The organism is Arthrobacter sp. SAFR-023 (assembly GCF_051965295.1).
GTDB lineage: Bacteria > Actinomycetota > Actinomycetes > Actinomycetales > Micrococcaceae > Arthrobacter.
This window is the reverse complement of record NZ_JBQCMF010000001.1, coordinates 194,168-220,720: the sequence shown is the minus strand read 5'-3', so window position 1 is coordinate 220,720 and position 26,553 is coordinate 194,168. Positions and strand designations below refer to the sequence as shown.

Below are 26,553 nucleotides of genomic sequence, written 5' to 3'. Positions count from 1 at the left end.
CCCCGCGCCGGTTGCAGACCATGCCCATAAAGCCGTGTCCTGCAGGGTTTTAGGGTCATGATCCGTTTCGAAAATGTCACCAAGGTCTACGACCAGAAAGCCAGGCCCGCCCTGGATTCTGTCAGCCTTGAAATTGACCGTGGTGAATTCGCCTTCCTCGTCGGCGCGTCGGGATCCGGCAAGTCCACGTTCCTGCGCCTGGTCCTCAAGGAAGACCGCGCCACCTCCGGGACGGTCCACGTGGCCGGCCAGAACGTCGCCAACATTTCCAGCTGGCGCGTGCCCCGCCTCCGCCGCGGAATCGGCGTGGTGTTCCAGGACTTCCGCCTGCTGCCGCAGAAGAACGTCTTCGCCAATGTCGCCTTCGCCATGCAGGTCATCGGCAAGAGCCGCAGCGTCATCCGCGATACAGTCCCTGAGGTCCTCAAGACCGTAGGCCTGGAGGGCAAAGAGAAGCGCATGCCGCACGAGCTCTCCGGCGGTGAGCAGCAGCGCGTGGCCATTGCCCGCGCCGTAGTCAACCGCCCCGGCATCCTGCTGGCCGACGAGCCCACCGGCAACCTCGACCCCACCACGTCCATGGGCATCATGGGCGTCCTGGACAAGATCAACCAGAATGGCACCACAGTGGTCATGGCCACCCACGACGACGACATTGTCAATGAGATGCGCAAGCGCGTCGTGGAGCTCAAGAACGGCAAAGTCATCCGCGACGAAGCCCGTGCCCTCTACACGTCGATGATGCCTGTGGTCGGCCAGTCCCGAAGGCTCAGGGACGCCAGCGGACGCGATGAGGCCGCGGACTCCGGCGGCCAGGCTGTCCGCGAACAGGCGGCCGGCGAACAGGCAGCGCGCGAGCAGGCAGGGGAGGGCCGGCTGTGAGGCTCCAGTTCATCCTCGGCGAGATCGGCGGCGGCCTGCGACGCAACCTGTCGATGGTCGTCTCCGTCATCCTGGTGACCTTCGTGTCCCTGACCTTCGTGGGCGCCGCCGGTATGCTCCAGCTCCAAATCAACCAGATGAAAGGCTACTGGTACGACAAGGTCCAGGTGGCCATCTTCCTGTGCGGGGAAGGGTCGACGGCGGCCGGCTGCGCCTCGGGACCGGTGACGGCGGAACAGCAGGACAACGTGCGGACCCTGCTGGAATCGCCGGCGGTGGCCCAGTACGTCAACGATTTCCAGTTCGAATCCAAGGACGACGCCTACAAGCACTTCAAGGAGCAGTTCTCGAACTCTCCGATCGTGGATTCAGTCACTCCGGACCAGCTTCCCGCCTCATTCCGGATCAACATGAAGGACCCGGAAAAGTACCAGATCATCAGCGAGACGTTCTCCTCGCAGCCGGGCGTCGAAACTGTCATCGACCAGCGGCAGGTCCTGGAGCGGCTCTTCTCCGTGATGAATGCGGCGTCCCTCGTGGCAGTCATCATCGCCGGCGTAATGACGGTGTGCGCCATCCTGCTCATAGCCACCACAATCCGGCTTTCGGCGTTCAGCCGGCGGCGGGAGACCGGCATCATGCGGCTCGTGGGCGCGTCAAAGACAGTGATCCAGCTACCCTTCATCCTGGAGGGCGTGATTGCCGCGGTGATCGGGGCCGCCCTCGCATCCGGAACGCTGTGGGCCGTGGCCCACTTCTTCCTGGGCGAGTACCTGTCCAAACAGTATCCGGATACGGCGTTCATCTCGCCGGCGCAGACGCTGCTCCTCGCCCCGGCGCTCGTCGGGCTGGGTGTTGTCCTGGCGGGTACTTCATCTCTGCTCACGCTGCGCCGATACTTGAGGGTGTAGGCCATGCTCATCGAAGGAATGCCCATGACCAGTTCCGGCAGGCCCGTGCGACGAAGCCCGGGCGGGCGCCAGCGCAGGGTTCTTAGTGCCGCCGTGGCACTGGTGCTGGCCGCGAGCCTGGGGGCGTCGGCTCCTGCCGCCTTTGCTGGGGACCTTGAAGACCAGCAGGCCGCCCTGAAAGCCGAAGCTGCCCGCGTCCAGGAGTCGCTCGAATTCGTCGACGCAAAGATTTCCAAAGCTGTCGGCGACCTGGTGATCTACCGGGGCCAGCTTCCGGCCGCGCAGCAGGCGCTGCTCGAGGCCCAGGGTCGGGTGGCCAGCGCCGTCAAGGAAGTGGAGGCCCTCGCTGCCAGGGTGGATCTGGCCCAGCAGAACAAGGCCAAGATCACCCAGCAGCTGGATGCAGACAAGCAGAAGATCGCCAGCACGAAGAAGCTGATCGGCCAGATAGCGACGCAGGCGTACAAGTCCGGCGGCGTTCCGTCTGACCTCACCCTGTTCTTCGGTTCCAACAACACGGGCAGTCTCACCGACACGATGGACATGGCCGACCAGGCATTGCGCAGCCAGAACTCCGCAGTGGACAAGCTCACGCAGCAGAACGCCACCAACGTAAACTCGCAAGCACGCCTGCAGGCGGTCGAAGCCGAGATCAGGGACCTGAAGGCCAAGGCCGATGCGGCGCTCGCCAAAGAGAAGGCCGCCCGCGACGAGGCCGCCGACAAGAAGGCCAAGGTGGACAAGCTCATCGCCGACACCACCCGCCTGAACAACGAACTCGAGGCGGCCAGGCCCGGAATCCAGAAGAAGCTGGCTGGCGTCAAGGCACGCCAGGACGCCGTCGCCGCCGAAATCAAAGAGCGTGACCGCAGGCTGCGCGAGGCGTGGCTCGCCGAACAGCGGCGGATCGCCGCCGCTGCCGCCGCGGCGGCGAAGGCCCAGGGGGAGCAGCCCCCGCCTTACGTGCCGCCCGTGACCGGCCCGCCGTCGGCCTTTGGCCTCCGCCACCCGTTCCCCGGCAGCGTACCCATCACCTCCGGTTTTGGATGGCGGGCGACGCCGCCCGGCACCATCGATTTCTACGGTGCCGGCGGCTACATGCACACGGGCATTGACTTCGGTGCCGCTTGCGGCACCCCGGTCTACGCGGCGGCGGCCGGTGAAGTGTTCTCAGCCGGCTGGGCGGACGACGGTGGCGGGAACAACGTCAAGATCTCGCACGGCGTGGTCCAGGGCAACTCGCTGACGACGATCTACTACCACAACACCAGTGTGGTGGTCTCGCCCGGCCAGCAGGTCAGCCAGGGCCAGCTCATCGCATACTCCGGCACCACAGGAAACTCCACCGGCTGCCACTCGCACTTTGAGACCTGGCTGAACGGTGAAGCTGTCGACCCGATGCGCCTCCTCTGACCAGGGCAGGCAGTGGGGGAAGCGGCAGCCTGCCGGCGCCGGCCCGCCGGTGCACCTGCCGTAGAATAGTAAGACTTTGTTCCGGTGCCGCCGGGACAGTCAGTACCGAGAACTGAGGAGTTGAACCGTGCCCAAAGAAAGTGGTCGAAAAGTCGTGGCCACCAACCGGAAGGCCCGGCACGACTACCACGTCATGGACACCTACGAGGCCGGCATCGCTCTCATGGGGACCGAGGTCAAGTCCCTCCGCGAAGGCCACGCTTCCATGGTCGACGGGTTCTGCACGTTCTATAACGACGAACTCTGGATGGAGGGCATCCACATCCCTGAGTACAACCAGGGAAGCTGGACCAACCACGCAGCACGCCGGCGGCGGAAACTCCTGCTGCACCGCGAGGAACTCATCAAGATCTCGCACAAGATCCGCGAATCCGGCTTCACCATTGTGCCACTGCAGCTGTACTTCGTGGACGGCCGCGCCAAGGTGGAAATCGGCATCGCGCGGGGTAAGAAGGATTACGACAAGCGCCAGACTCTGCGCGAGCAGCAGGACAAGCGCGAGGCCCTCCGCGTCATGCGGGAACGCAACCGGCGCTAGGACGGAAAGGCCGACGCGCGGTACTTCGGCTGGAATCAATAACCGCCCCGATGCGTTATGCTAGATAGTCCGGCAGGGATCTGGTCCAGAACCTATGCTCCGCCGGTTTGGTAACAAAATACGGGGATGATCGGTTTCGACGATGTTAGTCGCGACAGGTGAAGCGGGCCGAGGATGCAGAATTATCTCGTAAACGCTGTCTGCAAACCAATAAGTGCCGAATCTAAGCGCACTGACTTCGCTCTTGCTGCCTAAGCAGTAAGACAGTCCGTCAGCCCGAGGTTGCTATCGCCCCGGATCCTGGCGTCATTTAGATAGCCACTGCTGTTTGCTCCTGTCATCGGAGTAAACGGGACTTTTAGATGACTGAGCCCGGATCAGCCGCCTGTTTGCAGGACGGCTGGGGCCGAGAAAATCCGACGCAAACTGCGCCCGGAGAAGCCCTGACAACACGACATCGGACGGGGGTTCAATTCCCCCCATCTCCACCAAACCCCGTTACCCAACAAGGAATGCCCGGACCTCGGTCCGGGCATTCATTGTTTAAAGCGTTATGCCCCTTGCCGTTCACCCAAGGCGTAGCCCGTACGGGACTACCCGCCCTCCCTGTGGGGTTGTGACAGGTATCACGAATCCGGCGATTCCAAACCAGCGGTAGGGAGGCATGCCATGTCCACGGCGGCTGCAAACGAACCAGATCCCGTCGACGACGGCGCGGCCCTGGACTCTTACTCAACGACGGTCACCAGGGTGGCCAGGACCGTCACACCCCATGTGGCAGCCATTGAGATGACGGGGAACCGCCGTAACGGCCGGTTCCGGATCGGCACCGGATCCGCGGTCCTGTTCACCGAGGACGGCTACCTGCTGACCAACGCCCACGTGGTGGCCGGGACGCAGAAGGGCCGTGCCGTTTTCGCCGACGGCTCCAGCACAGACCTCGAAGTCGTTGGCGCGGACCCGTTGTCCGATCTGGCAGTGATCCGGGGCCGCGCCCCGCATGTGGCTCCTGCCGAGTTCGGGGACGCCGAGTCGCTGCAGGTGGGGCAGCTCGTCATTGCCGTCGGGAACCCGCTGGGGCTCTCGGGCTCGGTGACGGCCGGTGTGGTCAGCGGACTGGGACGCGCCATCCCGGTCTGGGCCGGACGCAACCGCAGGGTAATCGAGGATGTCATCCAGACGGATGCCGCCTTGAACGCCGGCAGTTCCGGCGGGGCGCTGGCCGATTCACGAAGCCGGATCGTTGGAATCAACACTGCGGTGGCCGGTGCCGGGCTGGGGCTGGCCGTTCCCATCAACAGCACGTCGCGCCGGATCATTTCCGCGCTGCTGTCGGACGGCCGGGTCCGGCGGGCCTATCTCGGCGTAGTCAGCACCCCGATCCGGCTGGGGGCCAGCGAAGTGGTCCGCACGGGCCAGCGGGAGGGGCTGCGCGTCGTGGAGGTGCTCGCCGGCTCCCCGGCGGAGCAGGCAGGGCTAAGGACGGGCGATGTGCTGCTGCGGGTAGGCCCCCGCGCCGTCAGCAATGCCGAGAGCCTGCAGAAACTGCTCTTCGCCGAGGCCATCGGCGTCCCGATGAACGTATCCGTTCTGCGCGACGGACACCTAACTGACGTCATAGCCGTCCCCGGCGAGATGGCGGACTGGGGATAGACAGGCTGGGGATAGGCGGACCGGGCACGGAGCCAAGAGCCGGACACAAAAACGGGGTGGCCAGGGAATCCTGGCCACCCCGTCCGTTGGTATCGGGCAATCAGCGTTTCTTCAGATGGGCTACGGGGTCCACTGCTCCCTCATGCGGGGCCTTGGCCTTCTTGTCTGCGCGTTTCTGCTTGATGGTCTTGCCTGCTTTTTTCTGCTGTTGCTGGTGCGGCGATTTGTCCGGCATGGCGTGCTCCCTCGTCCGAGGGGCAGGAGGGTGCCCCTCCCTACGTAAATTACGCCTGTTTCAGCCCGAATGTAACTGCCCGGATCACCCGTCAACCCGTGACGTCGGCGATTCCCAAAAACCTGGTGCCCACGCCGTCGAACTCGCTCCGTACGTATCCGGACGCGGGCGGGGGGACCTCGGACGGGCGGTGATGGTCGCACACGACGTACGTGAACTCCGGCCACCACTTCTTTGGCCGTGCCGCCTCCTCGTAACCGCAGACCGCGCAGACGAGGTGCACCCACACCGGCCGCTTCCCTGTCCGGTTGGCGCGGGACTGGACGAGCCACGCAGGCGGATTGTCCAGCAGTTCGCCCAGCTGGGCTTCGGTCAGAAGCTTGGGAATGCCGTGGCGCTGCGCCATTTCCAGTGGTACATCCAGGGCAATTGCCGCATCACGTCTGCTGATCATCCAGTCCACGATACGGTAAGTCATGAGCGATGCCAGCCAGACCACCGCGCCCACGCGCCTGCAGCGGCAGGTGCTGGCTGTCGCGATCGTGGCGTCTTTCATGGCGATCCTCGACAGCTTCGTGGTCAGCCTGGCGCTCCCCGCCATCGGCAGGGAACTCGGCGGCGGCCTCCGCGTCCAGCAGTGGGTAGTGGACGCCTACCTCCTGACGCTCGGGGCGCTCATTCTGGCGGCCGGCTCGCTCTCGGACCATTTCGGACGGGTGCGTGTCCTGCAGTGGGGGCTGGGCGGGTTTGCCCTCACCTCGGTCCTCTGCGGGGCAGCATGGACCGGTGAAATGCTGGTGGTCAGCCGCGGTCTTCAGGGAGTGGCCGGAGCACTCTTGGTGCCCAGTTCGCTCGCCCTGATTGTCAGCCACTTCGACAGCGGCGCCCAGGGGGCGGCCATCGGCAAATGGTCGGCGTGGACCAGCGCCGCCGCCATCGTGGCCCCCTTGATCGGCGGCGTATCAGTGGACCTGCTCTCGTGGCGGGTCATCTTCCTCGTCAACGTCCTGCCGGCGGCGGTCATCTGGCCCGTGCTGGCCAGGCTGCGCAAGGCCGACGCCGTCCCGGGCCCGGCCGGCAGCATCGATGTTGCCGGGGCGCTCCTGGCCGTCATCGCGCTTGGCGGACCAGTGTACGCGCTGATCGAGCAGGGGACTGCGGGCTGGGGCAGTCCGCAGGTCTGGCTGCCGCTGGGGGCGGGCCTCGCCGCCACGGTGCTGTTCCTCATCCATGAATCCCGGACGGCCGCGCCGCTCCTGCCCCTGGGCATGTTCACGGTCCGGAACTTCGGCTGGGGCAACATCGCCACCGCCGCGATCTACGGCGGCTTTTCCCTCGGGTTCTTCGTGCTGGGTATCTATATCCAGCAGGTCGGCGGCATGAAGGCGACCACCGCCGGCCTGGCACTGCTGCCCTCGACGGTGATCCTGATGCTGCTGGCATCGTTCTTTGGCGGCCTGGCCGGCAAGTACGGGCCGCGGTGGTTCATGACCGCCGGTCCGGTGCTGTGTGCGGCCGGATTCCTGCTGACGCTGTCCGTTGGTGGCCCCATGAATTACTGGACCCAGGTCCTGCCCGGGCAGGTGGTCTTTGGCCTCGGCCTATCCATAACGGTGGCGCCCCTGACGGCGGCCATCCTGGGATCAGTCCCTGAGAAGCAGGCCGGGGTGGGGTCAGCGGTCAACAATGCTGTTTCGAGGATCGCAGGCCTGGTCTGCATCGCCTTTGCGGGCTTCATCGTCGGTCCCGATCTAACGACGCCGGGCCTGCACCGCGCGCTGCTGGCCACCGCGGCGCTGCTGTTGCTGGGTGCCGCCTGCTCCGCCGTCGGAATTCGCAACCCGGGTGCCCGCTAGCCGCCGCTGACCGCGATTCCCGCCGCGGCAGCAGCCAGCCCAAGCACCAAGTTGGCGAGGATGTTGGCGGCGGCGGCGAGGTAGCGCCGTTCGCTGGCCAGCCGCACCGTCGCAGTGGTCCAGGAACTGAACGTGGTCAGGCCGCCGGCGAACCCGGTGGCCAGGGCAGCGTGCCATTCGGGGCCGAACGCCGCGGTGACGCCCACGGACAGCCCGATTACGAACGAGCCGGCCACGTTGACCACCAGGGTAGCCCAGGGCCAGTGCCGCCGCGGCGACGGGAAGCCGGCCAGCCAGCCATCCACGGCGAACCGGAGGAGGGCTCCGCCGATGCCGAACAGGCCCACGAGGAGTGCCGTCACTGTTTAACACCACGGGGAGCGCCGCGGAAAGCACGGGGCGCGCCGAGCACCCTGCCGGTCCGCCAGCCGGCGGCAGCCGCCGCCAGCCCCAGCAGGACGGACAGTCCCACGTAGAGAAGTCCCAACGCCGGGAAACCGGTGCGGGTCAGCTGGTCCGCGGAAAATACGACGGCGGAGAAGGTAGTGAATGAGCCCAGCACACCCGGCCCGATTGCGGCGCGGAGCCAGAACGGGGTCTGCGGCCGCGCGATCCAGATGGTGGTGAGGGCTGCCAGCACGAAGCTGCCAACGATGTTGATGACCAGCGTAGCCCACGGCAGGTCTCCGGGCTGGTCCGGGAACAGCAGTCCCAGCACGTACCGGAGTTCCGTGCCCAGTAGGCCGCCGGCGGCCACGGCGGTCCAGGCCCGCCAGCCGTAACCGGAACCCGCCATGGGGCCGGCGCCGGTGCTGCCGGCCAGGGGAGACCCCACCAGTGCCTACAGGCCGGCCATGCGGCAGCCGGGATGTGCGGAGTCGCTGTGGATCCAGAGCGCAGAGGCGACTTCGTCGGCGAGGTCAACGTCGCGGCTGGTCCCGGGGGAACCGATGCGGACAACCAGCGCGCCGCCGAAAGGCTTGCGGCCGCGCACCTCGACGTCGGCGTCGAGGCTGATCTTCTCTGCTGCGAGGTAGCGCAGCAGCTCCGGGTTCTCGTCGCTGATCCGGGTGATCCTGCCGGTGTGGCCGTCGTCGAGCTCGATCATCCGGTGGGCGGACGGCATCCGGACGGAACCGTCGGCCGAGGGGATGGGATCGCCGTGGGGGTCCCTGGACGGGTTGCCCAGCCGGGCTGCCAGCCTCTCAATGAACGTGTCCGAGACCGCATGTTCCAGCTGCTCGGCCTCATCGTGGACTTCGTCCCAGCTGTACCCGAGGTCCTTGACCAGGTACGTCTCAATGAGCCGGTGCCGCCGGACCATGGAGAGGGCCAGCCTGACTCCCTGGGGCGTGAGCGTAATGGCGCTGTACGGCTTGTGCAGGACCAGCCCCTGGTCCTTGAGCTTGCGCACCATCTCGGAGACCGAGGAGTTGGCCACGCCGAGGCGCTGTGCAAGCTGGGTGGAGGTGATGGGCTTGTCCTGCCATTCCGTGAAGGAATAGATGACCTTAACGTAGTCCTCGATTGAGGAGGAGGGCGTACTGGTCTTCACAGCTTCAAGCCTACCTGCTGCCACCGGGGCGTTACGCCCTGACAGCCCGCCAGGTCTGGGTGAGGTAGGGGAGCTGCAGCAGTTCGCCGTCGGCATGCCCGAGGTGTTCGTGCAGGTACCAGGTCAGGTTGTGGGTCACCTTGGCTCGGGTGGCGTCGTTGGCCCTGAGGTAATAGCTGCGGGACTTGGCCAGTTCCAGGATGTCGTCAGGGGTGACGGGATCCTCCCACCGCGTCAGGTGGCTTTCCAGGGACGTGAATTCGGGGCCGATTTTGGGGCGGAAGTCGGGTTTGTGGACGTCGCCCGCGTGCATGATGCGGGACAACCGGTGTACCCAAGGAACGGATGTGTCCAGCTGGTTCCAGATGAGGCCCAGCACCCCGTGCGGCTTGAGGATCCGGGAAATCTCGGTGCTGGCCAGCAGCGGGTCGCACCAGTGCCATGCCTGGGCAACGCTGACGACGTCGAACGCCGCCTCGGGCAGTCCGGTTGCCTCGGCGGTCCCTTCCAGAGCCTGCACCGCGGGGTAGGCACTGTTTCCAAAGACACGGCTGAGCTGCTCCAGCATGTCCACGGAAGGATCCACCGCGCTGACGCTCAGCCCGCGTTCCACCAGCAGTGCCGTGAATTTGCCGGTTCCGGCGCCGATGTCTGCGGCCGTGCGGGCCCCCGCCGGAATGAGCCAGTCCGCGGAATCAGCAGGGTAGCCGGGACGGACGCGGTGGTAGTGCTCGCCGCCGTCCTGGAAGCTCTGCCCGAGCTCCTGCCGGCGTGCGTGATGAAGTTTGGGACCGCCCCGTGCCACGCACAGTCTCCTTAGCCCGACGTCGAAAATTACCTTTCGAATTTACCGTACGGAGACAGCTGCCGTAGCAGTCCGGGGCGGCGCCTTAGTCCGGGGCGGCGCTTAGTCCTGCGCGCAGGGTGCGGCGCCCGCGGTGCCGGGGGTGTTGGGTGCCCACTCCGGGTAGGTGCGGGTGTCGTTCGCCGGGACCCAGCGTCCGGCGTCCACCACGTAGTCCCAGCCGAGGCCGGAGCGGCGGAGTTCCTCGATGCCGGCGAGCAGTCGCTGGGCGTCCTCGAGCCGTGAGCCCACGCCGAAGCTGGCGCGCAGGGATCCGGACGGCAGGCCGAGGCGCTTCAGCAGCGGGTGCGCGCAGAAGCGGCCATCGCGCAGGCCCACGCCGTGTTCGGCCGACAGGTAGGCGGCCACCAGGCCGGCGTCGTAGCCCTCCACGGAGAAGTTGACAACACCGATGGCGTCGTCCGGGTCGCTGTCGGCGAAGATCTGGTGGACAGTGACACCGTCGATCTTGCCCAGCCCCTCGACGAGGAAGGACCGGATGGCCGCCTCATGGGCGTGCCAGCCCTGCGGATCCAGGGCAGCGATGACCTGGGTTGCCCGGGCCAGGGTGGCTGCGCCGAGCACGTTGGGTGAGCCGCCCTCGTGGCGGGCGGGGCCGGTGGCCCAGCTGACGCCGTCGAGCCTGGCCTCGCTCACGGCGCCGCCGCCGGCGAGGTGGGGAGTGCCGGCGTCGAGCCAGTCGGGGCGGCCGATCAGGACGCCGGCCCCGAAGGGGGCGTAGAGCTTGTGGCCGGAGAAGGCGAGGTAGTCGACGTCGTCCGCGGCGATGTTGACGCGGCGGTGCGGCGCGAGCTGCGCGGCGTCCACCACGATCCGGGCGCCGTATTCATGGGCAAGGGCAGCGAGGCGCCGGATGGGAAGGATTTCGCCGGTGACGTTGGAGGCGCCGGTCACGGCGAGGAGGCTGACATCGCCGTGCTCCAGTTCGGCGCGCAGGCTGCCGATGGTGGCTTCCAGCGTCTCCGAGGCCACGACGCTGCGGTGCGGCACGCCCTGCCACGGCAGCAGGTTGGCGTGGTGCTCGATGTCCAGGTACAGCACCTCGCCGGTGTGGTGGTGGTCCTGCACGGGAAGGCAGCCGGCCAGCAGGTTGAGGGAGTCGGTGGTGTTCCGGGTGAAGATGACGGCGTCATCGGCGCGGCCGCCCACAAACTCCCGCACGATGTCCCGCGCGTTCTCGTACACGGACGTGCTGATCTGCGAGGCATAGCCTGCACCGCGGTGGACGCTCGCGTAGTACGGCAGGATCTCGTTGAGGTATGCAGAAACCACAGACAGCGCAGGGGCGGAAGCGCCGTAGTCGAGGTTGGCGTAGCGGACATGTCCGCCCTGGATCAGCGGAGCCTGTATTTCTGCGCCGGTGACGGCTGCCAGGGGACGGCCTGCGGCGGCGAACCGGCCGTCCAGCAGGGCCGCGTCCGCGGCAGAAGACTCGGTGGAAGAAATGGTTGCAGTCGTCATGGGACCTCACTGAGAAAGGACCCCGTGTGACGGGGATCCGCGCTTGCCGGGTCCGTTCCGGATCGGCCTGGTCGTCACCCGGGGCACCCCACCGCGAATGGAGGGTTGCCGGCCAGCAAACCGGGGTTTAGCGCTGGCACTCGTGACCTGTTACGAGACTAGGACATCCGGACGGGCGATGAAAAAGCCGGTCCGGAATGTTAAGCGGATTATTACGTAGCCCGGATATCGGGCCTGTGGCCGAATAAACGACGGCGGCCGCCCACGGAAGGGGGCGGCCGCCGTCGTAATATTCAGCACAAGAGGCGCAGGGCGCGGCAGGACAAAAACTAGAGCAAATCGTCCAGCTGCGGGTTCAGGCGCTTCAGGACTTCCGAGTGCAGGATCGAGTTGGTCGCCAGCGCATTGCCGCCGAACGGGCCGTCCGTGCCTTCGAGGGACGTGAAACGGCCGCCTGCCTCGGTCACGATCGGCACCAGCGCCGCCATGTCGTACAGGTTCAGCTCAGGTTCGCAGGCGATGTCCACGGCCCCTTCGGCCACCATGCAGTAGGACCAGAAATCGCCAAAGGCCCGGGTGCGCCAAACTTCCTCAGTGAGCTGGAGGAACTCATCGAGGTTTCCGCGGTCTTTCCAGCCGCCGAGGCTGGAGTAGGACAGTGACGCGTCGGCAAGGCTGGACACATTGGATACCTTGAGCCTCGTGGCGGCCGCGAGGGAACGGCCCGAGTAGGCGCCGGCGCCCTTTGCCGCCCACCAGCGCTTGCCCAGCGCAGGGGCGCTGACCACGCCCACGACCGGTTCGCCTTCGTCGACGAGGGCGATCAGCGTGGCCCACACCGGCACGCCGCGGACAAAGTTCTTGGTGCCGTCGATGGGGTCGATGATCCAGCGGCGGGAACCGTGGCCGGAACTTCCGAACTCCTCACCGAGGACGGCGTCACGGGGACGGGAACGGGACAGCTGGCCGCGGATGGACTCCTCGGCGGCCTTGTCCGCATCGGTGACCGGCGTCAGATCTGGCTTCGTCTCGATCTTGAGGTCCAGCGCTTTGAACCGGCTCATGGTCTGGTCGTCCACGGAATCGGCCAGCACATGGGCCAGACGCAGGTCATCGTTGTACGTTGAAGCGGGTTGGGTCATGGTTCCAAACTACCCTCAAAGGCCCGGCGGGGCGGGGAGGCAGCCGCCGGGCTGCGCCGCGGGAGGCTAGCCGACGCTGCCGAGTTCCTTGGTTTCCTGAGCCTCCATGCGCGGGTCGGTGCCCAGCAGGCGGCGCAGGGACGCGAGCCTGGCTGCTCCGGTTGGGCCGGCATGCCCGGCCGCTACCCATGCATCGACGCCGCAGTTGACGGCGGTGGCGTCGTGCTTGCAGCCGCGTTCGCAGGCCTCGGTGCCCGGCTCAAGGTCGGGGAAGGAGTGCAGGATGCGGTCCGGGTCGACGTGGGCCAGCCCGAAGGAGCGGATGCCCGGCGTGTCGATGATCCAGCTTCCCGCCGGGGCGTCAGCGAGCTTGAGGGCAAGGGCCGACGACGACGTGTGCCGTCCGCGGCCCGTCACGGCGTTGACGCCGCCGGTGGCACGTTCGGCGCCTGTCAGGGCGTTGACCATGGTGGATTTTCCGACGCCGGAATGGCCCAGCATCACGGTCACCTTGCCGTCCAGGTGGGCGCGGAGCTCGGACACGGCGGCAACGTCGAGCCGGGCGGAGAGGCCGTCGTCGGACCGGGCGTCGATGCCGCCGGCCTCGGAATCGGCGGTGCGGCTGATAATGACCGGAAAGTCGAGGTGGCGATAGTTGTCCAGCAGCCCGGTGGGGTCCTTGACGTCCGCCTTGGTGACCAGCAGCAGCGGTTCGATCCCGGCGTCGTAGGCTGCCACCAGGGCGCGGTCAATGAACCCGGTGCGGGGTTCCGGGTTGGCCGCAGCGACTACCACCACCAGCTGGTCCGCGTTGGCAACAACAGCCCGCTCCACGGGATCGGTGTCATCGGCGCTGCGGCGCAGCAGGGTTTTGCGGTCCTGGATTTTCACGAGCCGGGCAAGCGTGTCCGGCTCACCGGACACATCACCCACGAGGGACACGAAGTCTCCGGCCACCACGGGGGAGCGGCGGAGTTCCCGGGCGCGGGCGGCGATGACCGTCCGCTCGTTGCCCGAATCCTCGCCTACGACAGCTGTGTACCGCCCCCGGTCAACGGTGATGATCCGTCCGGTCACGGCGTCCTCGTGGCTGGGGCGGTCCTTCGTCCGGGGCCGGGAACCCTTCTTGTTCGGCCGGATCCGGACGTCGGATTCGTCCCAGGAATCAGTGCTGCGTGCCACCGGGGGTCCCTGCGGTGTTGGCGCCTGCCGTCGCTGCGCCTGCCGTGTCTGCGCCTGCGCTGTTGCCGCCTGCGCCACCACGCTGTCCGAGCATCTCCGCCCAGAGCTTGGGGAAGTCCGGCATGGTTTTGGACGTTGTGGCGATGTCCTGCACTTCCACACCCCTGACCGCCAGCCCGAGGATGGCCCCCGCGGTGGCCATCCGGTGGTCGGCGTAGCTGTGCACGACGCCGGCGCGGAGCTCCGCGGGCCGGATGATGAGTCCGTCCTCTGTTTCCTCGGCGTCGCCGCCGAGGCGGTTGATCTCGGTGACGAGCGCGGCGAGCCGGTCCGTCTCGTGTCCGCGGAGGTGGGCGATGCCGCTCAGCCGGGAGGGTCCGGAGGCCAGTGCACACAGTGCGGCGACGGTGGGGGCGAGCTCGCTGGTTTCGGCGAAGTCGGCCCCCTTGATTTCGCTGCCGCCGGTGACCGTCAGGGTGCCGTCCTGCAGGTTCACCGTTGCCCCCATGTCGGTGAGGATGCTGCGCCACATGTCGCCCACCTGTGTGGTGGGCTCCGGCCAGTCCGGAATCCGTACAGTGCCGCCCGTCGCCAGGGCAGCGGCCAGGAACGGGCCGGCGTTGGACAGGTCCTGCTCGATGCGCTGGTCGAACGCACGGACGGGGCCGGGGCTGACTATCCAGTGGTTCGGCGTGGAGTCATCCACCACCACGCCCGCGCCGCGCAGCACGGCAATGGTCATGTTGATATGGTCCAGGCTGGGTACGGTGCTGCCGGCGTGTTGAAGGTGCAGGCCGTCCGCGAAGCGTGCCCCCACCAGCAGCAGGGCGGAGACGAACTGCGAGGACGCGCTGGCGTCAATGACGAGGTGGCCGCCGCGGACCTGCCCCGTGCCTTCGACGCGGAACGGCAGCGAAGCGGGCATGCCGCCGTCGTCGCCGCTGACGGCCACGCCCAGGCCTGCCAGTGCCTCGATGATGGTCCCCATCGGCCGGGCCCGGGCGTGGGGGTCGCCGTCGAAAACGGTGGAACCGCTGCGGAGCGCCGCCAGCGGCGGAACAAACCTCATGACGGTTCCGGCCAGGCCGCAGTCGATGGCGACGTCGGCACCGCCGGAGTTGGCCGGAATCGGCGTCACCTCCAGGTCCGGGCCGAAGGCGCCGTCGCCCGGCACTTCCCGGATGTCCGCGCCCAGCTGGCGCAGGGCTTCGATCATCAGCGCTGAGTCGCGGGAGTGCAGCGGCGCCCGGAGCCGGGACGGCCCGTCGGCCAGCGCGGCGAGCACCAGGTACCTGTTGGTCAGCGACTTTGAGCCCGGCACGCGGACGGTGGCGTCAACCGGCTGCTCCGCAAACGGCGCGGGCCAGTGCGGAGCTGCGCCGGAGGTCTCAGCGGACGCGCCCATGGGTGAAGCCGTCATTCCTGCTTATGCCCCCACCGCGTGGTCAACAGCCCGGCGGACTGCCTTGTCGGCGTTGCGGACAGCCTTGTCGGCGCTGTGCAGCTTCTTGCCGGTGGTCTTGCGGGCGTCCGCGGCAAGGTGGCTCGCGGTCTTGCGTGCGTCGGCGGCGAGGTGCTCCGCGCGCCAGGCCAGGCCGGGCTTGCCGGCTGTGTCCACGGAGGCCAGCAGCACGCCGCCGGTGAGGGTGATGTTCTTGAGCAGCTGGTTGCGGCGGGCTTCCCGGCCCTCCTTGCTGCTGATGTCTGCGCTGCGCCATTCAACGAAGGCGTTCAGTGCCGAGATGACGGCCAGCACCGAGGCTGCCAGGCGCGCAGATTTGCCGAGCGCGAAGAGGACACCTGCACCCACCTGGGCTCCGCCGATGACCCGTGCCAGGACCTTCTCGTCCGTCTGGAACGGCAGGGCTTCGGAGGCGCGGCGCAAGAGGGGCGACAGTTGCTGTGCGGTGTCGTCCGCATTCCTGAGCTTGTCCGTTCCGGCGAGGATGAAACTTGAGGCCAGCATCGGCCGGGCAAAAAAGCGGACAACGGACATGAATTTCCTCCTGGATGGCCGAGCCGCGGTGGCCGCGGCGGAGTCGGTTCTAGTCTTGCACCTTTGCGGAATATTTGCCCACCGCGCGTCGTTGTGTAGTTCAGGCCGGAAGCAGCCAGCAGGCGGTGTCCTGTGCGGTTTCCGGTGTTCAGCGGCGGCTGGGGAAAGGCCGGAACCGGCAAGAGCACGGACCGCCGCACGAGCGCGGGCCTGAGCAAGCGGTCTTAATAAGCGGAGTGGAGATGGAGCATTGACTTTGGTGAAGGAAGCTGTGGGGGTGCGAAGTCCCGCCAGGATGCGTCCGTTTGTGGTGCCGGAAGCCCAGGCGCTCGAGGGCGGAAATGCCCTCTCGGGCCCGGACGTCTTCGCCGGCCCGGACTACGGGGCGGCACGCTCCAGCACGGCACTCTACGGCACGGCACGCCGTCAGAAGCGGTCAGCCACGATCAAAGTAGACTTGAGCGCAATGAGCACCGTGGATCCGGCCCTGCAGGGCATACAGGAGGACGCCGCCAACGGCATCCCGAAGACTGGCACGTCACCCGCCGCTGAAGCGGCAGAGGATATCGACGTCGGCTCGGAGAGCGCCGAAGCGCGCCGGGCCCGGTTTGAGCGTGACGCCATGCAGTACGTGGACCAGCTCTATTCGGCGGCCATGCGCATGGCGCGGAACCCGGCCGATGCCGAGGACCTCGTGCAGGAGGCGTATACCAAGGCGTTCTCCGCGTTCCACCAGTACAAGCCGGGCACCAACCTGAAAGCCTGGCTGTACCGCATCCTGACGAACACCTACATCAATCTGTACCGGAAGCGGCAGCGGGAACCCCTGCAGTCGAATTCGGACACCATCGAGGACTGGCAGCTTGCACGTGCCGAGTCCCACACCTCCAGCGGTCTGCGGTCCGCGGAGGCCGAAGCCCTGGACCACCTGCCTGATTCGGACGTCAAGCGGGCCCTGCAGGCCATCCCGGAGGAGTTCCGGCTGGCCGTGTACTTCGCCGACGTGGAGGGCTTCGCGTACAAGGAAATATCGGACATCATGAACACCCCCATCGGTACTGTGATGTCCCGGCTCCACCGGGGCCGGAAAATGCTGCGGGACGAGCTGGCGGACTACGCCGCCGACCGGGGATTCAAAGCTGCTGCAGACGCCACGGCGGCAACGGAAAGCAACAAACAGGAGAACGGGAAATGAGCGACTGCCAGGGATTGGGCGATTGCGATGACACCAGGATGCAGCGCATCTACGAGTACCTGGACGGGGCTTTGACCCGCAGCGACCTTGCGGAGATCAAGCAGCACCTGGACGAGTGCCCTGAATGCACGCAGCAGTACGATCTGGAGTGCGTCATTCGGAAAGTGGTGAAGCGCTCCTGTACCGAGGCTGCTCCGGAAAACCTGAAGAACGCCATCCTGCAGCGGATTCACACGATACGGCCGGTGGACGCCTGACGGTTGCATGACTTAAGCGCGATGCCCCCGCTACCTTGCTGGTAGCGGGGGCATCGCGTTTAAGCTTCGGTTCAAGCCGTGGCTTAGGTGTTGGGGCGCTTCCCGTGGTTAGCACCGCCACGCTTACGGTCACGACGCTTACGTGCACGCTTGCTCATAGCTGGCCTCCTTAATTTCGTTACCCAAAAGAGTTGCCCTCCAGTCTCCCATATCAGCGGACCGGCTGCGAACCGACGGCGGTGTGGGGGCAGGGAACCGGGACGCGGTGCCCGGACCGCGCCTACAGTGAGTTCCGGATCGAGACCCGGGCCTGATCCAGCACGGTCCGCACGGTTTCCAGGGCCACCGGTGTCAAGGGTCGGGCGCTGGTGTGCAGGCGCAGCTCCGCGCGCATGTCGTCCCGGAACGCCTGCAGCAGCATCTCCGCTTCTTTGAGCATGCGCTGCCCTTCTGCGGTGTAGCGGCCCGGGCCGGCCGGATCCGCCGACCTGGCCGCGCTGCGTGCCGATTCCGCCGTGGCCGCGAGGTCCGCGCGCAGCCCGCGCATGTTGCTGCGGATGTCGGGGCGAAGGTCATCGGCGAGCCGGCGGACGGATGCCGCAATGTCGTTTTCAACGGTCTCCAGCTCCTCGCGCCGGCTGTTCAGCTCAGCCAGACCCGCTGCGGTGATGCGGTAGTTGGTGCGGCGCCCCTGGGATTCCGTGGACACCCGGCCTTCCTCCTCCAGCTTGCCCAGGCGCGGATAGATGGTGCCGGCGCTGGGGGAGTAGGTGCCGCCGAACCGGTCGCTGAGCGCCTTGATGAGTTCATATCCGTGCTTGGGCCCCGTCTCGAGGAGCGCCAGCAGATAGAGCCGGAGCGCGCCGTGGGCAAAGACGGGAGGCATCAGAGCGCCGGTTCCGGCGTGGCCGGTGCCTGGCCGTGGAAAATGGACGTCTTCCCGGACACGGAGTTGGTCCGGACCAGCATGAGTTTGGCGTCCGGGCCCGAGATGGTCTGCACCTTGCCGCCAGGGTGGCCATACTTCCGGTCGTCGATGACCACCGGACCTGTGGCCGACTGGGCAACGATGTCCACGCCGACGTCGTGCGGGACGCGGACAGTGAGGTCCCCGGAGACCGAGTTCGCGCCGAAGTCGTGGGTGAAGCCGTGCAGGTCAAAGCCCATGTCGCCGCTGACGGTGTTGGCCCGGATATTGCTGAACTGGCCGGACGCCGTGACCTCGCCTGAGATGCTCTTGGCCGTAAGGACGCCGCTGTGGTTGCGGGCGATCACTTCGCCGCTGACGGTGTTGACGTGCAGTTCACCAGTGGTCCCGTCTGCCAGCAGGGATCCGGTCACGGTGCTCAGCCGTGTCCGGCCGTGGACGCCCGAGACCAGTCCGTCCCCGCTGACGGTGCCTGCCTCGACCTCGACGCCGGCCGGGACAGCGATGCTGATAACCACGGAATTGTCGCTGCTGTTGTTGACCGAATCCATCAGATTCTTGAACCATCCCTGCGGCCCATGCAGCTGGTGGCGGATTTCAAGGCGGCCGCCGGTCACTGACACGGCCAGCGGATCCCCGTGCACGTCCGATACCTCGATCCGGACGGCTGCCTCATCGTGCGTGACGATGTCGAGCCTGCCGCGAACGATGCCCACCTTAAGGTGTGAGACGCCGTCGACGTCCATGGTCTGCGGGCCGGTGACGGTCCAGGAGTTCTCTTCCATCATTGCCTCCACTTGCGATATATCGTGACTGTGAAAGACACGCTAGTCCGCAAGCGTCTGAAGATCAAGATATATCGCGAGTGGGTTTTCCTACTCCGGGGTGTCCATCCCCAGCCACTGGAACCAGCCCCGGTGGAGGACGAGCCATGCCATCAGCCCGTAGCCCGCCTGCCCGGGCGTGCCGCCGTTGGCGGCGAGGTCCTGGCGCCACTGTTCGTGGTTCAGCAGCGGTGAAAACGTGTCGACGTAGAGGTGCTTGCGCCGGGTGGTTACGTCCGCAAAGGCAGTGTTCAGCTCACCGAGGCGGCGGTTCTGCACCGGATCCAGGGTGGGAGGCGGCCCCACGACGAAGACCTCGAGCCGCTTCTGCGTGGCTGAATCCAGGATGTTGGCGAGATTGAGCCGGCTCCGGGCAGTGGAGAGCCCGAACTCGATGTCCCGGCCGGAGAGCCCGATGACCAGGCGGTTCTCGTGGTTGTCGGCGAACCGGCGGCCGGCCTCCTCGAGCCAGCGCGCGGCCAGGCCCTCGGTTCCTTCCTGGGGGCACGGAAGGGAAAAGCTCTCCACCGTCATGCCGTCCTGCGGAGTGCGGGCGAGCACCCGGCCCAGCCATCCCAGCGCCCGGGGATCGCCGAGCCCGGCCAGCAGTTCATCTCCAACAGCCGCAATCCGCAGCTTCCTGTCTTCCACTACTACCTCTTCACTTGTTGGGAGGGCGTGTCCCGGATACGGACCGTTTGCATGCCAGCCTAAAGGTCCATTAACTCACGCCGATTAAACAGAACTGCCCGGCTGGAACGGTATGTCACCGTCCGGCCGGGCAGCTGTTCTGCTACTTACGGGCGAATGCCTGCTTCAGGAGCGTGTCCTGCTCCGCAGCGTGGCGCTTCATGGAGCCGGCCGCGGTGGAAGCCGAAGCCGGGCGCGAAACCAGGCGCACCTTCCGGTCCAGGGCGGTGGGCAGGTGCAGGCCCATGAACGGCCACGGACCCTGGTTGGCGGGTTCGTCCTGCGCCCACACAACTTCCGCGTTCGGGTACTTGGCCAGTTCGGCCTCGATCTCCGCCTGCGGCAGCGGGTAGAGCTGCTCCACGCGGACGATCGCCGTCGTCTTGTCGCCGGTCTTCTGCCGGGTGGACAGAAGATCGTAGTACAGACGTCCGGAGACGAGGAGAACGCGTTCGACGGCGTCCGCCGGCAGCTGCTCATGGTCACCGATCACCGGGCGGAAACCGCCGGTGGTGAAATCCTCCACGGACGAGGCAGCGGCCTTGAGGCGCAGCAGCTGCTTCGGCGTGAAGATGATGAGCGGCTTGCGCGGCCGGCTGTAGGCCTGGCGGCGCAGCAGGTGGAAGTGCGATGCCGCCGTCGTCGGGTTGGCGACGATCATGTTTTCCTCGGCGCACATCTGCAGGAAGCGTTCGATCCGGGCCGAGGAGTGGTCCGGGCCCTGTCCTTCGTAGCCGTGGGGAAGCATCAGCACGAGCGACGAGCGCTGGCCCCACTTCTGCTCGGCCGAGGAGATGAACTCATCGATGATGGTCTGCGCGCCGTTGACGAAGTCACCGAACTGCGCCTCCCACAGGACCAGGGCGTCGGGGCGCTCCACCGAGTAGCCGTATTCGAAGCCCATGGCAGCGTATTCGGACAGCAGGGAGTCGTAAATCCAGAGCTTGGCCTGGTTGTCCGACAGGCTGCCCAGGGGCAGCCACTCGTTGCCGTTGGCGCGGTCGTGGAACACGGCGTGGCGCTGGACGAACGTGCCGCGGCGTGAATCCTGGCCGGCAAGGCGTACGGGCACGCCTTCCATGATCAGGGACCCGAAGGCGGCAATCTCGCCGAAGCCCCAGTCGATGCCACCCTCACGGGACATCTGCTCACGCTTCTCCAGCAGCTGCTTCAGCTTCGCGTGGACGGTGAAGCCCTCGGGGATCTGCACGTGGGCCTTGCCGATGCGGGCGAGGGTGTCGGCGGAAATCGCCGTGGACGCCGGGGCGTTCGTTCCGATGTCCGACTGCTGGGCCTGGGGGCGCTCGATGTCCGAAACCGCAGCCGAATCGGCCGTGATGATCGGAATCGGGGACGTCTGGGCGGCGTGGGTCTCGGCGAAGACGCGCTCGAGGCGTTCCTGGTAGTCGCGGAGCAGCTGCTCGGCTTCTTCCTCGGTGATGTCGCCGCGGCCGATCAGCGATTCGGTGTAAAGCTTCCGGACGGAACGCTTGGCTTCGATGAGGTTGTACATCAGCGGCTGCGTCATCGAGGGGTCATCGCCCTCGTTGTGTCCACGGCGGCGGTAGCACACCATGTCGATGACAACGTCCTTGTGGAACCGCTGGCGGAACTCGTAGGCGAGCTGGCCGATGCGGACAACTGCCTCGGGGTCGTCGCCGTTCACATGGAAGACCGGAGCCTGGATCATCTTGGCGACGTCCGTGGAGTACGTGGACGAACGCGAGGAGGACGGTGCGGTGGTGAAGCCGACCTGATTGTTGACCACGATGTGGATGGTTCCACCGGTGCGGTAGCCGCGCAGCTGGGACAAGTTGAGCGTTTCCGCCACAACACCCTGGCCGGCGAAGGCCGCGTCGCCGTGGACCATGATGGGCAGCACAGGGAACGCCTGTCCCTGGTCCAGCCGGTCCTGCTTGGCGCGGACGATGCCCTCCAGGACCGAGTCCACGGCCTCGAGGTGCGAGGGGTTGGCGGCGAGGTAGACCTTGGTCTCCTTGCCGTTGTCCGACGTGAACGTGCCCTCGGTGCCGAGGTGGTACTTGACGTCGCCGGAACCCTGCACGGAGCGAGGGTCCTGGGTGCCTTCGAACTCGCGGAACACCTGGGCGTAGGTCTTGCCGGCGATGTTGGTCAGTACGTTCAGGCGGCCGCGGTGGGCCATGCCGATCGCAACCTCGTCCAGACCGTCGTCGGCTGCATCGGAGATGACTGCGTCCAGCAGCGGAATCAGCGACTCGCCGCCTTCCAGCGAGAACCTCTTCTGGCCTACGAACTTGGTCTGCAGAAAGGTCTCGAAAGCCTCTGCGGCGTTCAGCTTGGAGACGATGCGCAGCTGCTCGTCGCGGCTCGGCTTGGAGTACGGGTGCTCCAACTGGTCCTGGAACCACTTGCGTTCGGCTGGGTCCTGGATGTGCATGTACTCGATGCCGGTGGTGCGGCAGTAGGCGTCCCGGAGCACGCCGAGGATGTCGCGGAACTTCAGCATCGGCTTGCCGCCGAAGCCGCCAGTGGGCCACTCGCGGTCGAGGTCCCACAGCGTGAGGCCGTAGGTGAGCACGTCGAGGTCGGGGTGCTTGCGCTGGACATACTCGAGGGGATCGGTGTCCGCCATGAGGTGGCCGCGCACGCGGTAGGAGTGGATCAGCTGCTGGATGCGGGCGACCTTGTTGATCTGGTCGGCCGGGTCCACCTGCAGGTCCGGGCTCCAGCGCACAGGCTCATACGGGATGCGCAGCGCTTCGAAGATTTCGTCGTAGAAGTCCTGCGCGCCGAGGAGCAGGGAGTGGACGAGCTTGAGGAATTCGCCGCTGCCTGCACCCTGGATGACGCGGTGGTCATACGTGGAGGTCAGCGTGAGGATCTTGCTGATGGCGTTCTGGGCAATGATCTTCTCGCTGGCGCCCTGCCATTCGGCCGGGTAGTCGAGGGCGCCGACGCCGATGATGGCGGCCTGGCCCTTCGAGAGGCGGGGCACGGAGTGCACGGTGCCGATGCCGCCCGGGTTGGTCAGCGACACGGTGGTGCCTGCGTGGTCGTCTGCCGTCAGCTTGCCGTTGCGGGCACGCTTGATGAGGTCCTCATAGGTGTGCCAGAACTCCGCAAAGTTCATGGTTTCGGCCTTCTTGATGTTGGGAACCATCAGAAGGCGGGTGCCGTCCGGCTTGGGCATGTCAATGGCGATGCCGAAGTTCACGTGTGCCGGCTGGACCGCGACGGGCTTGCCGTCGACCTCGTCGTAGTACACGTTCATGGACGGGAACTGGGACAGCGCCCGGACAACGGCGTAGCCGATGAGGTGGGTGAAGGACACCTTGCCGCCGCGGGCACGGGCCAGGTTGGAGTTGATGACAACCCGGTTGTCGATCAGGAGCTTGGCCGGGACCGCCCTGACGCTGGTGGCCGTGGGCACTTCGAGGCTGGTGACCATGTTCGTTGCAATGGCCTTGGCCGGTCCGCGGAGGACGGATACGACGTCTTCCTCGGGGGCGGTGGGAGCCTTGACGTTCTTCGGCAGCTGGGCCGGGATAGGCTGGGCGCCGGTGCCCGCCTCGGTCTTCTTCGCGCCGTCGCGGGCTACCGTTGCCGGAGCCTTCTTGGCAGGTGCGGGCTGGGCGGGGGCTGCCGCCGGCGCCGATGCCGGAGCTGCCGCAGGCGCCTGGGCCGCGGGAGTAGCGGATGCCGGTGCCTTTGTGGGCGCCGGGGGAGTGACAACAGGCAGTTCGCGGGTAGCCGGATTGGCCGCCGGTGACGTCACTGCCGGCACGCCGTTGGAAGATGGACCGCTGCCGCTGTCGAATGATTCGAACAGCGGCCACCACTTGGCATCAACCGTGTTCTTGTCCTGCTGGTAACGCTCGTACAGTTCGTCAACGAGCCACTCGTTTCCACCAAATTCCTCTGGCAGACGGTGGCTAGGCTGCTCTGGCACTTGAAATACGCCTCTTCCATGAGTTTGATTTCCCTCTGGTCGCCTAAGGTGCCACGGCACAACGATCGAACCAGTTTCTGTGTCCTATGAACCCAGACCTTTGCCAGTCTAATGACCGTTCAGGGTTAACTGCCAATAAGGGTGACCCAAATCATGTACCGCCCGAATTATGGCGAAATGGCGTTCAAACGAGCCCCGAACAGTGTCCTTTTCCACCGTGCCCGGACGGCCGTTCCGGACGGGCCGGATGAGCCCCTTCAGTCCTCTGTGGCCGTGCGTTGCTCCTGTAGACTGCAATCCTTATGGACAGTAGATATAGGTGCCATGGACGGTAAATCCAGGTGCCGGCCTGGGGGGCTTCAGCGGAGCGCGGTCAGCGCCGCACAGCCCGACCACAGCGCCGGCAAACCCACTGGCCCGGGCCACTGCAGCCGAATACTTCCGGCTGGCCCATGATGGAGTGGCTCCTTGTCGCGGCCGGACTGCTGCTCATCCTCGGAACAGGCTTCTTCGTCGCCGTCGAATTTTCCCTTATTGCGCTGGACCAGCCCACGGTGCAGCGTGCCGTTGACGACGGCGACGCCGCCGCAGTGCCGCTGCTCAGCTGCCTGAAATCCCTGTCCACGCAGCTGTCCAGCTGCCAGCTCGGCATCACCATGACCACGCTGTTGACGGGTTACGTCATGGAGCCCTCCGTCGGGGCGCTGCTCGAGGCGCCCATTGCCGCCGTCGGGATCCCCGAGCCGGTGGCCGGTTCCGTCTCCCTTGTGGTCGCGATGGTCATAGCAACGGGGCTCTCGATGCTCCTGGGCGAGCTCGTTCCCAAAAACATGGCCATAGCCCTGGCGTTCCGCATCGGCCGTGCCCTGGCGCGGCCGCAGCTGGTCTTCACCGCCATTTTTAAGCCCGCCATCGTGGTCCTGAACGGTTTTTCGAACAAGGTCCTGAACATCTTCGGGCTGGAGGCCAAGGAGGAGATCTCCGGGGCGCGCACGCCGGCGGAGCTTGCCTCCCTGGTACGCAGGTCCGCGGCCATGGGCACGCTCGATCCCGGGACCGCGAACTTCATTGCCCGCACGCTGAACTTCTCGGGCCGCAGCGCCGCTGACGTGATGACACCGCGCATCCGCGTTGAAACCATCGACGCCGACCAGCGGGTCTCGGACATCATCGACGCGGCCCGCCGCAGCGGGTATTCGCGGTTCCCCGTCATTGGTGAGTCTGCGGACGATATCCGCGGGCTGGTGCACGTCAAGAAGGCCATCGCAGTTCCCCCGAACCGGCGGCGGAACCTTGAGGCGGGCGCCATCATGACGGACGTCCTCAGGGTGCCCGAAACCATCCACTTGGACGCCCTGCTGGCCGAACTGCGGGAAGGGAACCTGCAGCTGGCCGTGGTGCTTGACGAGTACGGCGGAACTGCCGGCATCGCCACGTTGGAGGACCTGGTCGAGGAAATCGTGGGCGAAGTGGCCGACGAGCACGACAAGGTCCGGCCGGGGCTGCTGCAAAGCGCCTCTGGTGACTGGTACTTCCCGGGCCTGATGCGGCCGGACGAGCTCTCGGAACAGATTCCGGGCCTCGCCGTTCCCGACGAGGCCGCTTACGAGACGGTGGGCGGGTATGTCATGAGCGAGCTTGGCCGGATTCCCGAGGTTGGGGATACCGTGGAGGCGGGCGGCGGAACGCTCAGTGTTACGAGGATGGACGGCCGGCGCATCGACCGGATCTGCTTCCGGCCACACCATGAGCCCAGGGACAGCGCCGCCAATCACGGCAAATCCGGGAACGGCGGCAAGCCCGGCAACGGCAAGTCCGGGAACGGCGGCCGGTCATGAGCGACTGGGCAGGACTGATCTGGCTGGTGGTGCTGCTCCTGGGCAACGCCTTCTTTGTGGCTGCGGAGTTCGCGGTCATGTCCGCACGCCGCAGCCAGATTGAGCCGCTGGCGGACGAGGGCGTCCTCCGCGCGCAGACCACGCTGCGGGCCATGGAGAACGTCTCACTGATGCTGGCATGCGCCCAACTGGGTATCACCGTGTGCTCGCTGCTGATCCTGCTGGTCGCGGAGCCGGCGATCCACCACCTGCTGGCTGTGCCTCTTGCCGGGCTGGGGGTGCCGACGGAGATTGCCGACGTCTCGGCGTTCGCTGTGGCCCTGATGCTGGTGACGTTCCTGCATGTGACGTTCGGGGAGATGGTCCCCAAGAACATTTCCGTCTCCGTTGCCGACAAGGCAGCGCTGCTCCTGGCTCCGCCGCTGATGTTCATTGCACGGATCGTGAACCCGGTCATCGCGGCGCTCAACTGGTCCGCCAACCACATCCTGAAGCTGATGCGCATCGAGCCCAAGGACGAGGTCAATTCCACGTTCACGCTGGAGGAGGTTCAGTCCATCGTGCAGGAGTCCACGCGGCATGGCCTGGTGGATGACGACGCCGGCCTGATCACCGGGGCCCTCGAATTTTCGGAGTACACCGCCGGCAGTGTCATGGTCCCGCTGGAACGGCTGGTCATGTTGAGGTCATCGACCTCCCCGCTGGAGTTTGAAAAAGCTGTCAGCCGCACCGGCTTCTCCCGCTTCCCGATGCTGGATGACGACGGCCTGCTGGCCGGCTACCTCCACATCAAGGATGTGCTTGCCATCCCGGAATCCGGTTATGAGCTGCCCATCGCGGAGAGCCGCATCCGGTCGCTGGCCAACCTCTCGCGCGACGACGAGATAGAAAAGGCGATGTCCGTGATGCAGCGCTCCGGCTCGCACCTGGCGCGCGTCATCGGGCCGGGCGGCCAGACCGAAGGAGTGCTGTTCCTGGAAGACGTGATCGAGCAGCTCGTGGGGGAGATCCGGGATGCGACCCAGGCCAAGGGCATCCGGCGGCTGGGCAGTCCCGACGGCGAATAGCCGCGAGGGTGCCCCGGCCGAGTCCGCCGTGGCGTTTTCTAAATAGGAATCATTCCTATTTAGCGGTACACTCG

26 protein-coding genes, 1 other RNA gene and 1 riboswitch are annotated in these 26,553 nt (G+C 66.4%); of the genes, 11 read left to right on the top strand and 16 right to left on the bottom strand.

From position 1 onward, the window contains the following. Nucleotides 1-57: 57 nt before the first annotated feature. The 6 genes from ftsE to ACTHQX_RS01025 all read left to right on the top strand — a co-directional run bounded on the left by ftsE (nt 58) and on the right by ACTHQX_RS01025 (nt 5,457). Nucleotides 58-882 (top strand): cell division ATP-binding protein FtsE, encoded by an 825-nt coding sequence (gene ftsE / locus ACTHQX_RS01050; protein ID WP_440155238.1) that lies wholly within the window; start codon nt 58-60, stop codon nt 880-882. Next, the gene (ftsX, locus tag ACTHQX_RS01045; protein WP_102972019.1) at nt 879-1,793 is read left to right on the top strand and encodes a permease-like cell division protein FtsX; all 915 of its coding nucleotides are present in this window, start codon (nt 879-881) and stop codon (nt 1,791-1,793) included. Before ftsE ends, ftsX begins: the two co-directional genes overlap by 4 nt. 24 nt (nt 1,794-1,817) lie before the next feature. Beyond that, nucleotides 1,818-3,206 (top strand): peptidoglycan DD-metalloendopeptidase family protein, encoded by a 1,389-nt coding sequence (locus ACTHQX_RS01040; RefSeq protein WP_440155236.1) that lies wholly within the window; start codon nt 1,818-1,820, stop codon nt 3,204-3,206. 127 nt (nt 3,207-3,333) lie between these two features. Continuing rightward, complete coding sequence (smpB, locus tag ACTHQX_RS01035) at nt 3,334-3,804, top strand: SsrA-binding protein SmpB (RefSeq protein ID WP_003804881.1); 471 nt, start codon at nt 3,334-3,336, stop codon at nt 3,802-3,804. A 122-nt stretch (nt 3,805-3,926) separates the two neighbouring features. Next, nucleotides 3,927-4,295: a transfer-messenger RNA gene (gene ssrA / locus ACTHQX_RS01030) on the top strand. A gap of 178 nt (nt 4,296-4,473) precedes the next feature. Next, on the top strand, nt 4,474-5,457 hold the full coding sequence (locus ACTHQX_RS01025) for a S1C family serine protease (protein ID WP_440155233.1): 984 nt from the start codon (nt 4,474-4,476) through the stop codon (nt 5,455-5,457). Between the two features lie 100 nt (nt 5,458-5,557). Here the strand turns inward: ACTHQX_RS01025 and ACTHQX_RS01020 are convergent, their stop codons facing one another. Both ACTHQX_RS01020 and ACTHQX_RS01015 read right to left on the bottom strand, forming a co-directional pair. Then, nucleotides 5,558-5,692 carry a hypothetical protein gene (locus ACTHQX_RS01020; protein ID WP_262982881.1) on the bottom strand — a complete coding sequence of 45 codons (135 nt, stop codon included), beginning with the start codon at nt 5,690-5,692 and terminating at the stop codon, nt 5,558-5,560. 91 nt (nt 5,693-5,783) lie between these two features. Continuing rightward, a complete protein-coding gene (locus tag ACTHQX_RS01015; RefSeq protein WP_440155487.1) occupies nt 5,784-6,146 on the bottom strand; it encodes a hypothetical protein in 363 nt (120 codons plus the stop codon). A 22-nt stretch (nt 6,147-6,168) separates the two neighbouring features. Here ACTHQX_RS01015 and ACTHQX_RS01010 point away from each other — a divergent pair, with 22 nt between their 5' ends. Then, nucleotides 6,169-7,548, top strand: a complete 1,380-nt coding sequence (locus ACTHQX_RS01010; RefSeq protein ID WP_440155231.1) for an MFS transporter — start codon at nt 6,169-6,171, stop codon at nt 7,546-7,548. On the opposite strand, the gene ACTHQX_RS01005 is transcribed toward ACTHQX_RS01010, so the two are convergent. From ACTHQX_RS01005 to ACTHQX_RS00965, 9 genes are all read right to left on the bottom strand, one after another. Beyond that, nucleotides 7,545-7,910 (bottom strand): fluoride efflux transporter FluC, encoded by a 366-nt coding sequence (locus ACTHQX_RS01005; protein WP_440155229.1) that lies wholly within the window; start codon nt 7,908-7,910, stop codon nt 7,545-7,547. The genes ACTHQX_RS01010 and ACTHQX_RS01005 overlap by 4 nt on opposite strands. Further along, nucleotides 7,907-8,383 carry a fluoride efflux transporter FluC gene (locus ACTHQX_RS01000; protein ID WP_440155227.1) on the bottom strand — a complete coding sequence of 159 codons (477 nt, stop codon included), beginning with the start codon at nt 8,381-8,383 and terminating at the stop codon, nt 7,907-7,909. The genes ACTHQX_RS01005 and ACTHQX_RS01000 overlap by 4 nt, the downstream gene beginning before the upstream one ends. 6 nt (nt 8,384-8,389) lie before the next feature. Next, nucleotides 8,390-9,103 carry a metal-dependent transcriptional regulator gene (locus tag ACTHQX_RS00995; protein WP_440155225.1) on the bottom strand — a complete coding sequence of 238 codons (714 nt, stop codon included), beginning with the start codon at nt 9,101-9,103 and terminating at the stop codon, nt 8,390-8,392. 31 nt (nt 9,104-9,134) lie between these two features. Further along, nucleotides 9,135-9,908: a class I SAM-dependent methyltransferase gene (locus tag ACTHQX_RS00990; protein WP_440155223.1), complete on the bottom strand. Its 774-nt coding sequence runs from the start codon at nt 9,906-9,908 to the stop codon at nt 9,135-9,137. Nucleotides 9,909-10,010: 102 nt separating this feature from the next. Beyond that, a complete protein-coding gene (locus ACTHQX_RS00985; RefSeq protein ID WP_440155221.1) occupies nt 10,011-11,429 on the bottom strand; it encodes an aminotransferase class V-fold PLP-dependent enzyme in 1,419 nt (472 codons plus the stop codon). Nucleotides 11,430-11,463: 34 nt separating this feature from the next. Continuing rightward, nucleotides 11,464-11,577: riboswitch (SAM riboswitch) on the bottom strand. A 181-nt stretch (nt 11,578-11,758) separates the two neighbouring features. Continuing rightward, nucleotides 11,759-12,571 carry a histidinol-phosphatase gene (gene hisN, locus ACTHQX_RS00980; RefSeq protein WP_102972027.1) on the bottom strand — a complete coding sequence of 271 codons (813 nt, stop codon included), beginning with the start codon at nt 12,569-12,571 and terminating at the stop codon, nt 11,759-11,761. A gap of 66 nt (nt 12,572-12,637) precedes the next feature. After that, nucleotides 12,638-13,753, bottom strand: a complete 1,116-nt coding sequence (gene rsgA, locus ACTHQX_RS00975; protein ID WP_395404667.1) for a ribosome small subunit-dependent GTPase A — start codon at nt 13,751-13,753, stop codon at nt 12,638-12,640. After that, complete coding sequence (gene aroA, locus ACTHQX_RS00970) at nt 13,737-15,173, bottom strand: 3-phosphoshikimate 1-carboxyvinyltransferase (RefSeq protein WP_440155218.1); 1,437 nt, start codon at nt 15,171-15,173, stop codon at nt 13,737-13,739. The genes rsgA and aroA overlap by 17 nt, the downstream gene beginning before the upstream one ends. Nucleotides 15,174-15,179: 6 nt before the next feature. Next, nucleotides 15,180-15,749: a DoxX family protein gene (locus ACTHQX_RS00965; protein ID WP_111905857.1), complete on the bottom strand. Its 570-nt coding sequence runs from the start codon at nt 15,747-15,749 to the stop codon at nt 15,180-15,182. Between the two features lie 307 nt (nt 15,750-16,056). Between ACTHQX_RS00965 and ACTHQX_RS00960 the strand changes: the two genes are divergently transcribed. Beyond that, nucleotides 16,057-16,944 (top strand): sigma-70 family RNA polymerase sigma factor, encoded by an 888-nt coding sequence (locus tag ACTHQX_RS00960; protein WP_440155486.1) that lies wholly within the window; start codon nt 16,057-16,059, stop codon nt 16,942-16,944. Beyond that, nucleotides 16,941-17,201, top strand: coding sequence for a mycothiol system anti-sigma-R factor (gene rsrA, locus ACTHQX_RS00955; protein WP_102972031.1), 261 nt, complete (start codon nt 16,941-16,943; stop codon nt 17,199-17,201). The genes ACTHQX_RS00960 and rsrA overlap by 4 nt, the downstream gene beginning before the upstream one ends. Nucleotides 17,202-17,284: 83 nt before the next feature. Here the strand turns inward: rsrA and ACTHQX_RS00950 are convergent, their stop codons facing one another. The 5 genes from ACTHQX_RS00950 to ACTHQX_RS00930 all read right to left on the bottom strand — a co-directional run bounded on the left by ACTHQX_RS00950 (nt 17,285) and on the right by ACTHQX_RS00930 (nt 23,574). Then, nucleotides 17,285-17,359, bottom strand: a complete 75-nt coding sequence (locus ACTHQX_RS00950; RefSeq protein ID WP_369299106.1) for a 50S ribosomal protein bL37 — start codon at nt 17,357-17,359, stop codon at nt 17,285-17,287. A gap of 122 nt (nt 17,360-17,481) precedes the next feature. Next, complete coding sequence (locus ACTHQX_RS00945) at nt 17,482-18,087, bottom strand: PadR family transcriptional regulator (RefSeq protein WP_440155217.1); 606 nt, start codon at nt 18,085-18,087, stop codon at nt 17,482-17,484. Continuing rightward, a complete protein-coding gene (locus tag ACTHQX_RS00940) occupies nt 18,087-18,914 on the bottom strand; it encodes a DUF4097 family beta strand repeat-containing protein (protein WP_440155215.1) in 828 nt (275 codons plus the stop codon). The genes ACTHQX_RS00945 and ACTHQX_RS00940 overlap by 1 nt, the downstream gene beginning before the upstream one ends. A gap of 90 nt (nt 18,915-19,004) precedes the next feature. Then, nucleotides 19,005-19,604 (bottom strand): GDSL-type esterase/lipase family protein, encoded by a 600-nt coding sequence (locus ACTHQX_RS00935; RefSeq protein WP_102972034.1) that lies wholly within the window; start codon nt 19,602-19,604, stop codon nt 19,005-19,007. A 142-nt stretch (nt 19,605-19,746) separates the two neighbouring features. After that, entirely contained in the window at nt 19,747-23,574 is a 3,828-nt protein-coding gene (locus tag ACTHQX_RS00930) for a multifunctional oxoglutarate decarboxylase/oxoglutarate dehydrogenase thiamine pyrophosphate-binding subunit/dihydrolipoyllysine-residue succinyltransferase subunit (protein WP_440155213.1), read from the bottom strand. A gap of 455 nt (nt 23,575-24,029) precedes the next feature. Between ACTHQX_RS00930 and ACTHQX_RS00925 the strand changes: the two genes are divergently transcribed. Both ACTHQX_RS00925 and ACTHQX_RS00920 read left to right on the top strand, forming a co-directional pair. Beyond that, on the top strand, nt 24,030-25,412 hold the full coding sequence (locus ACTHQX_RS00925; RefSeq protein ID WP_440155485.1) for a hemolysin family protein: 1,383 nt from the start codon (nt 24,030-24,032) through the stop codon (nt 25,410-25,412). Then, a complete protein-coding gene (locus tag ACTHQX_RS00920; RefSeq protein WP_440155211.1) occupies nt 25,409-26,479 on the top strand; it encodes a hemolysin family protein in 1,071 nt (356 codons plus the stop codon). Before ACTHQX_RS00925 ends, ACTHQX_RS00920 begins: the two co-directional genes overlap by 4 nt. The last annotated feature ends 74 nt before the right edge of the window (nt 26,480-26,553 follow it).

Excerpts from the sequence above, each read along its gene's own strand:
- rsrA (WP_102972031.1), top strand. The coding sequence starts at position 16,941 with ATGAGCGACTGCCAGGGATTGGGCGATTGCGATGACACCAGGATGCAG.
- hisN (WP_102972027.1), bottom strand. The coding sequence starts at position 12,571 with ATGACCCAACCCGCTTCAACGTACAACGATGACCTGCGTCTGGCCCAT.
- ACTHQX_RS00920 (WP_440155211.1), top strand. The coding sequence starts at position 25,409 with ATGAGCGACTGGGCAGGACTGATCTGGCTGGTGGTGCTGCTCCTGGGC.
- ACTHQX_RS01040 (WP_440155236.1), top strand. The coding sequence starts at position 1,818 with ATGACCAGTTCCGGCAGGCCCGTGCGACGAAGCCCGGGCGGGCGCCAG.
- ACTHQX_RS01025 (WP_440155233.1), top strand. The coding sequence starts at position 4,474 with ATGTCCACGGCGGCTGCAAACGAACCAGATCCCGTCGACGACGGCGCG.
- ftsE (WP_440155238.1), top strand. The coding sequence starts at position 58 with ATGATCCGTTTCGAAAATGTCACCAAGGTCTACGACCAGAAAGCCAGG.
- aroA (WP_440155218.1), bottom strand. The coding sequence starts at position 15,173 with ATGACGGCTTCACCCATGGGCGCGTCCGCTGAGACCTCCGGCGCAGCT.
- ACTHQX_RS00940 (WP_440155215.1), bottom strand. The coding sequence starts at position 18,914 with ATGGAAGAGAACTCCTGGACCGTCACCGGCCCGCAGACCATGGACGTC.
- ACTHQX_RS01020 (WP_262982881.1), bottom strand. The coding sequence starts at position 5,692 with ATGCCGGACAAATCGCCGCACCAGCAACAGCAGAAAAAAGCAGGCAAG.
- ACTHQX_RS01010 (WP_440155231.1), top strand. The coding sequence starts at position 6,169 with ATGAGCGATGCCAGCCAGACCACCGCGCCCACGCGCCTGCAGCGGCAG.
- ACTHQX_RS00945 (WP_440155217.1), bottom strand. The coding sequence starts at position 18,087 with ATGCCTCCCGTCTTTGCCCACGGCGCGCTCCGGCTCTATCTGCTGGCG.
- ACTHQX_RS00985 (WP_440155221.1), bottom strand. The coding sequence starts at position 11,429 with ATGACGACTGCAACCATTTCTTCCACCGAGTCTTCTGCCGCGGACGCG.
- ACTHQX_RS00925 (WP_440155485.1), top strand. The coding sequence starts at position 24,030 with ATGGAGTGGCTCCTTGTCGCGGCCGGACTGCTGCTCATCCTCGGAACA.
- ACTHQX_RS00965 (WP_111905857.1), bottom strand. The coding sequence starts at position 15,749 with ATGTCCGTTGTCCGCTTTTTTGCCCGGCCGATGCTGGCCTCAAGTTTC.
- ACTHQX_RS01015 (WP_440155487.1), bottom strand. The coding sequence starts at position 6,146 with ATGATCAGCAGACGTGATGCGGCAATTGCCCTGGATGTACCACTGGAA.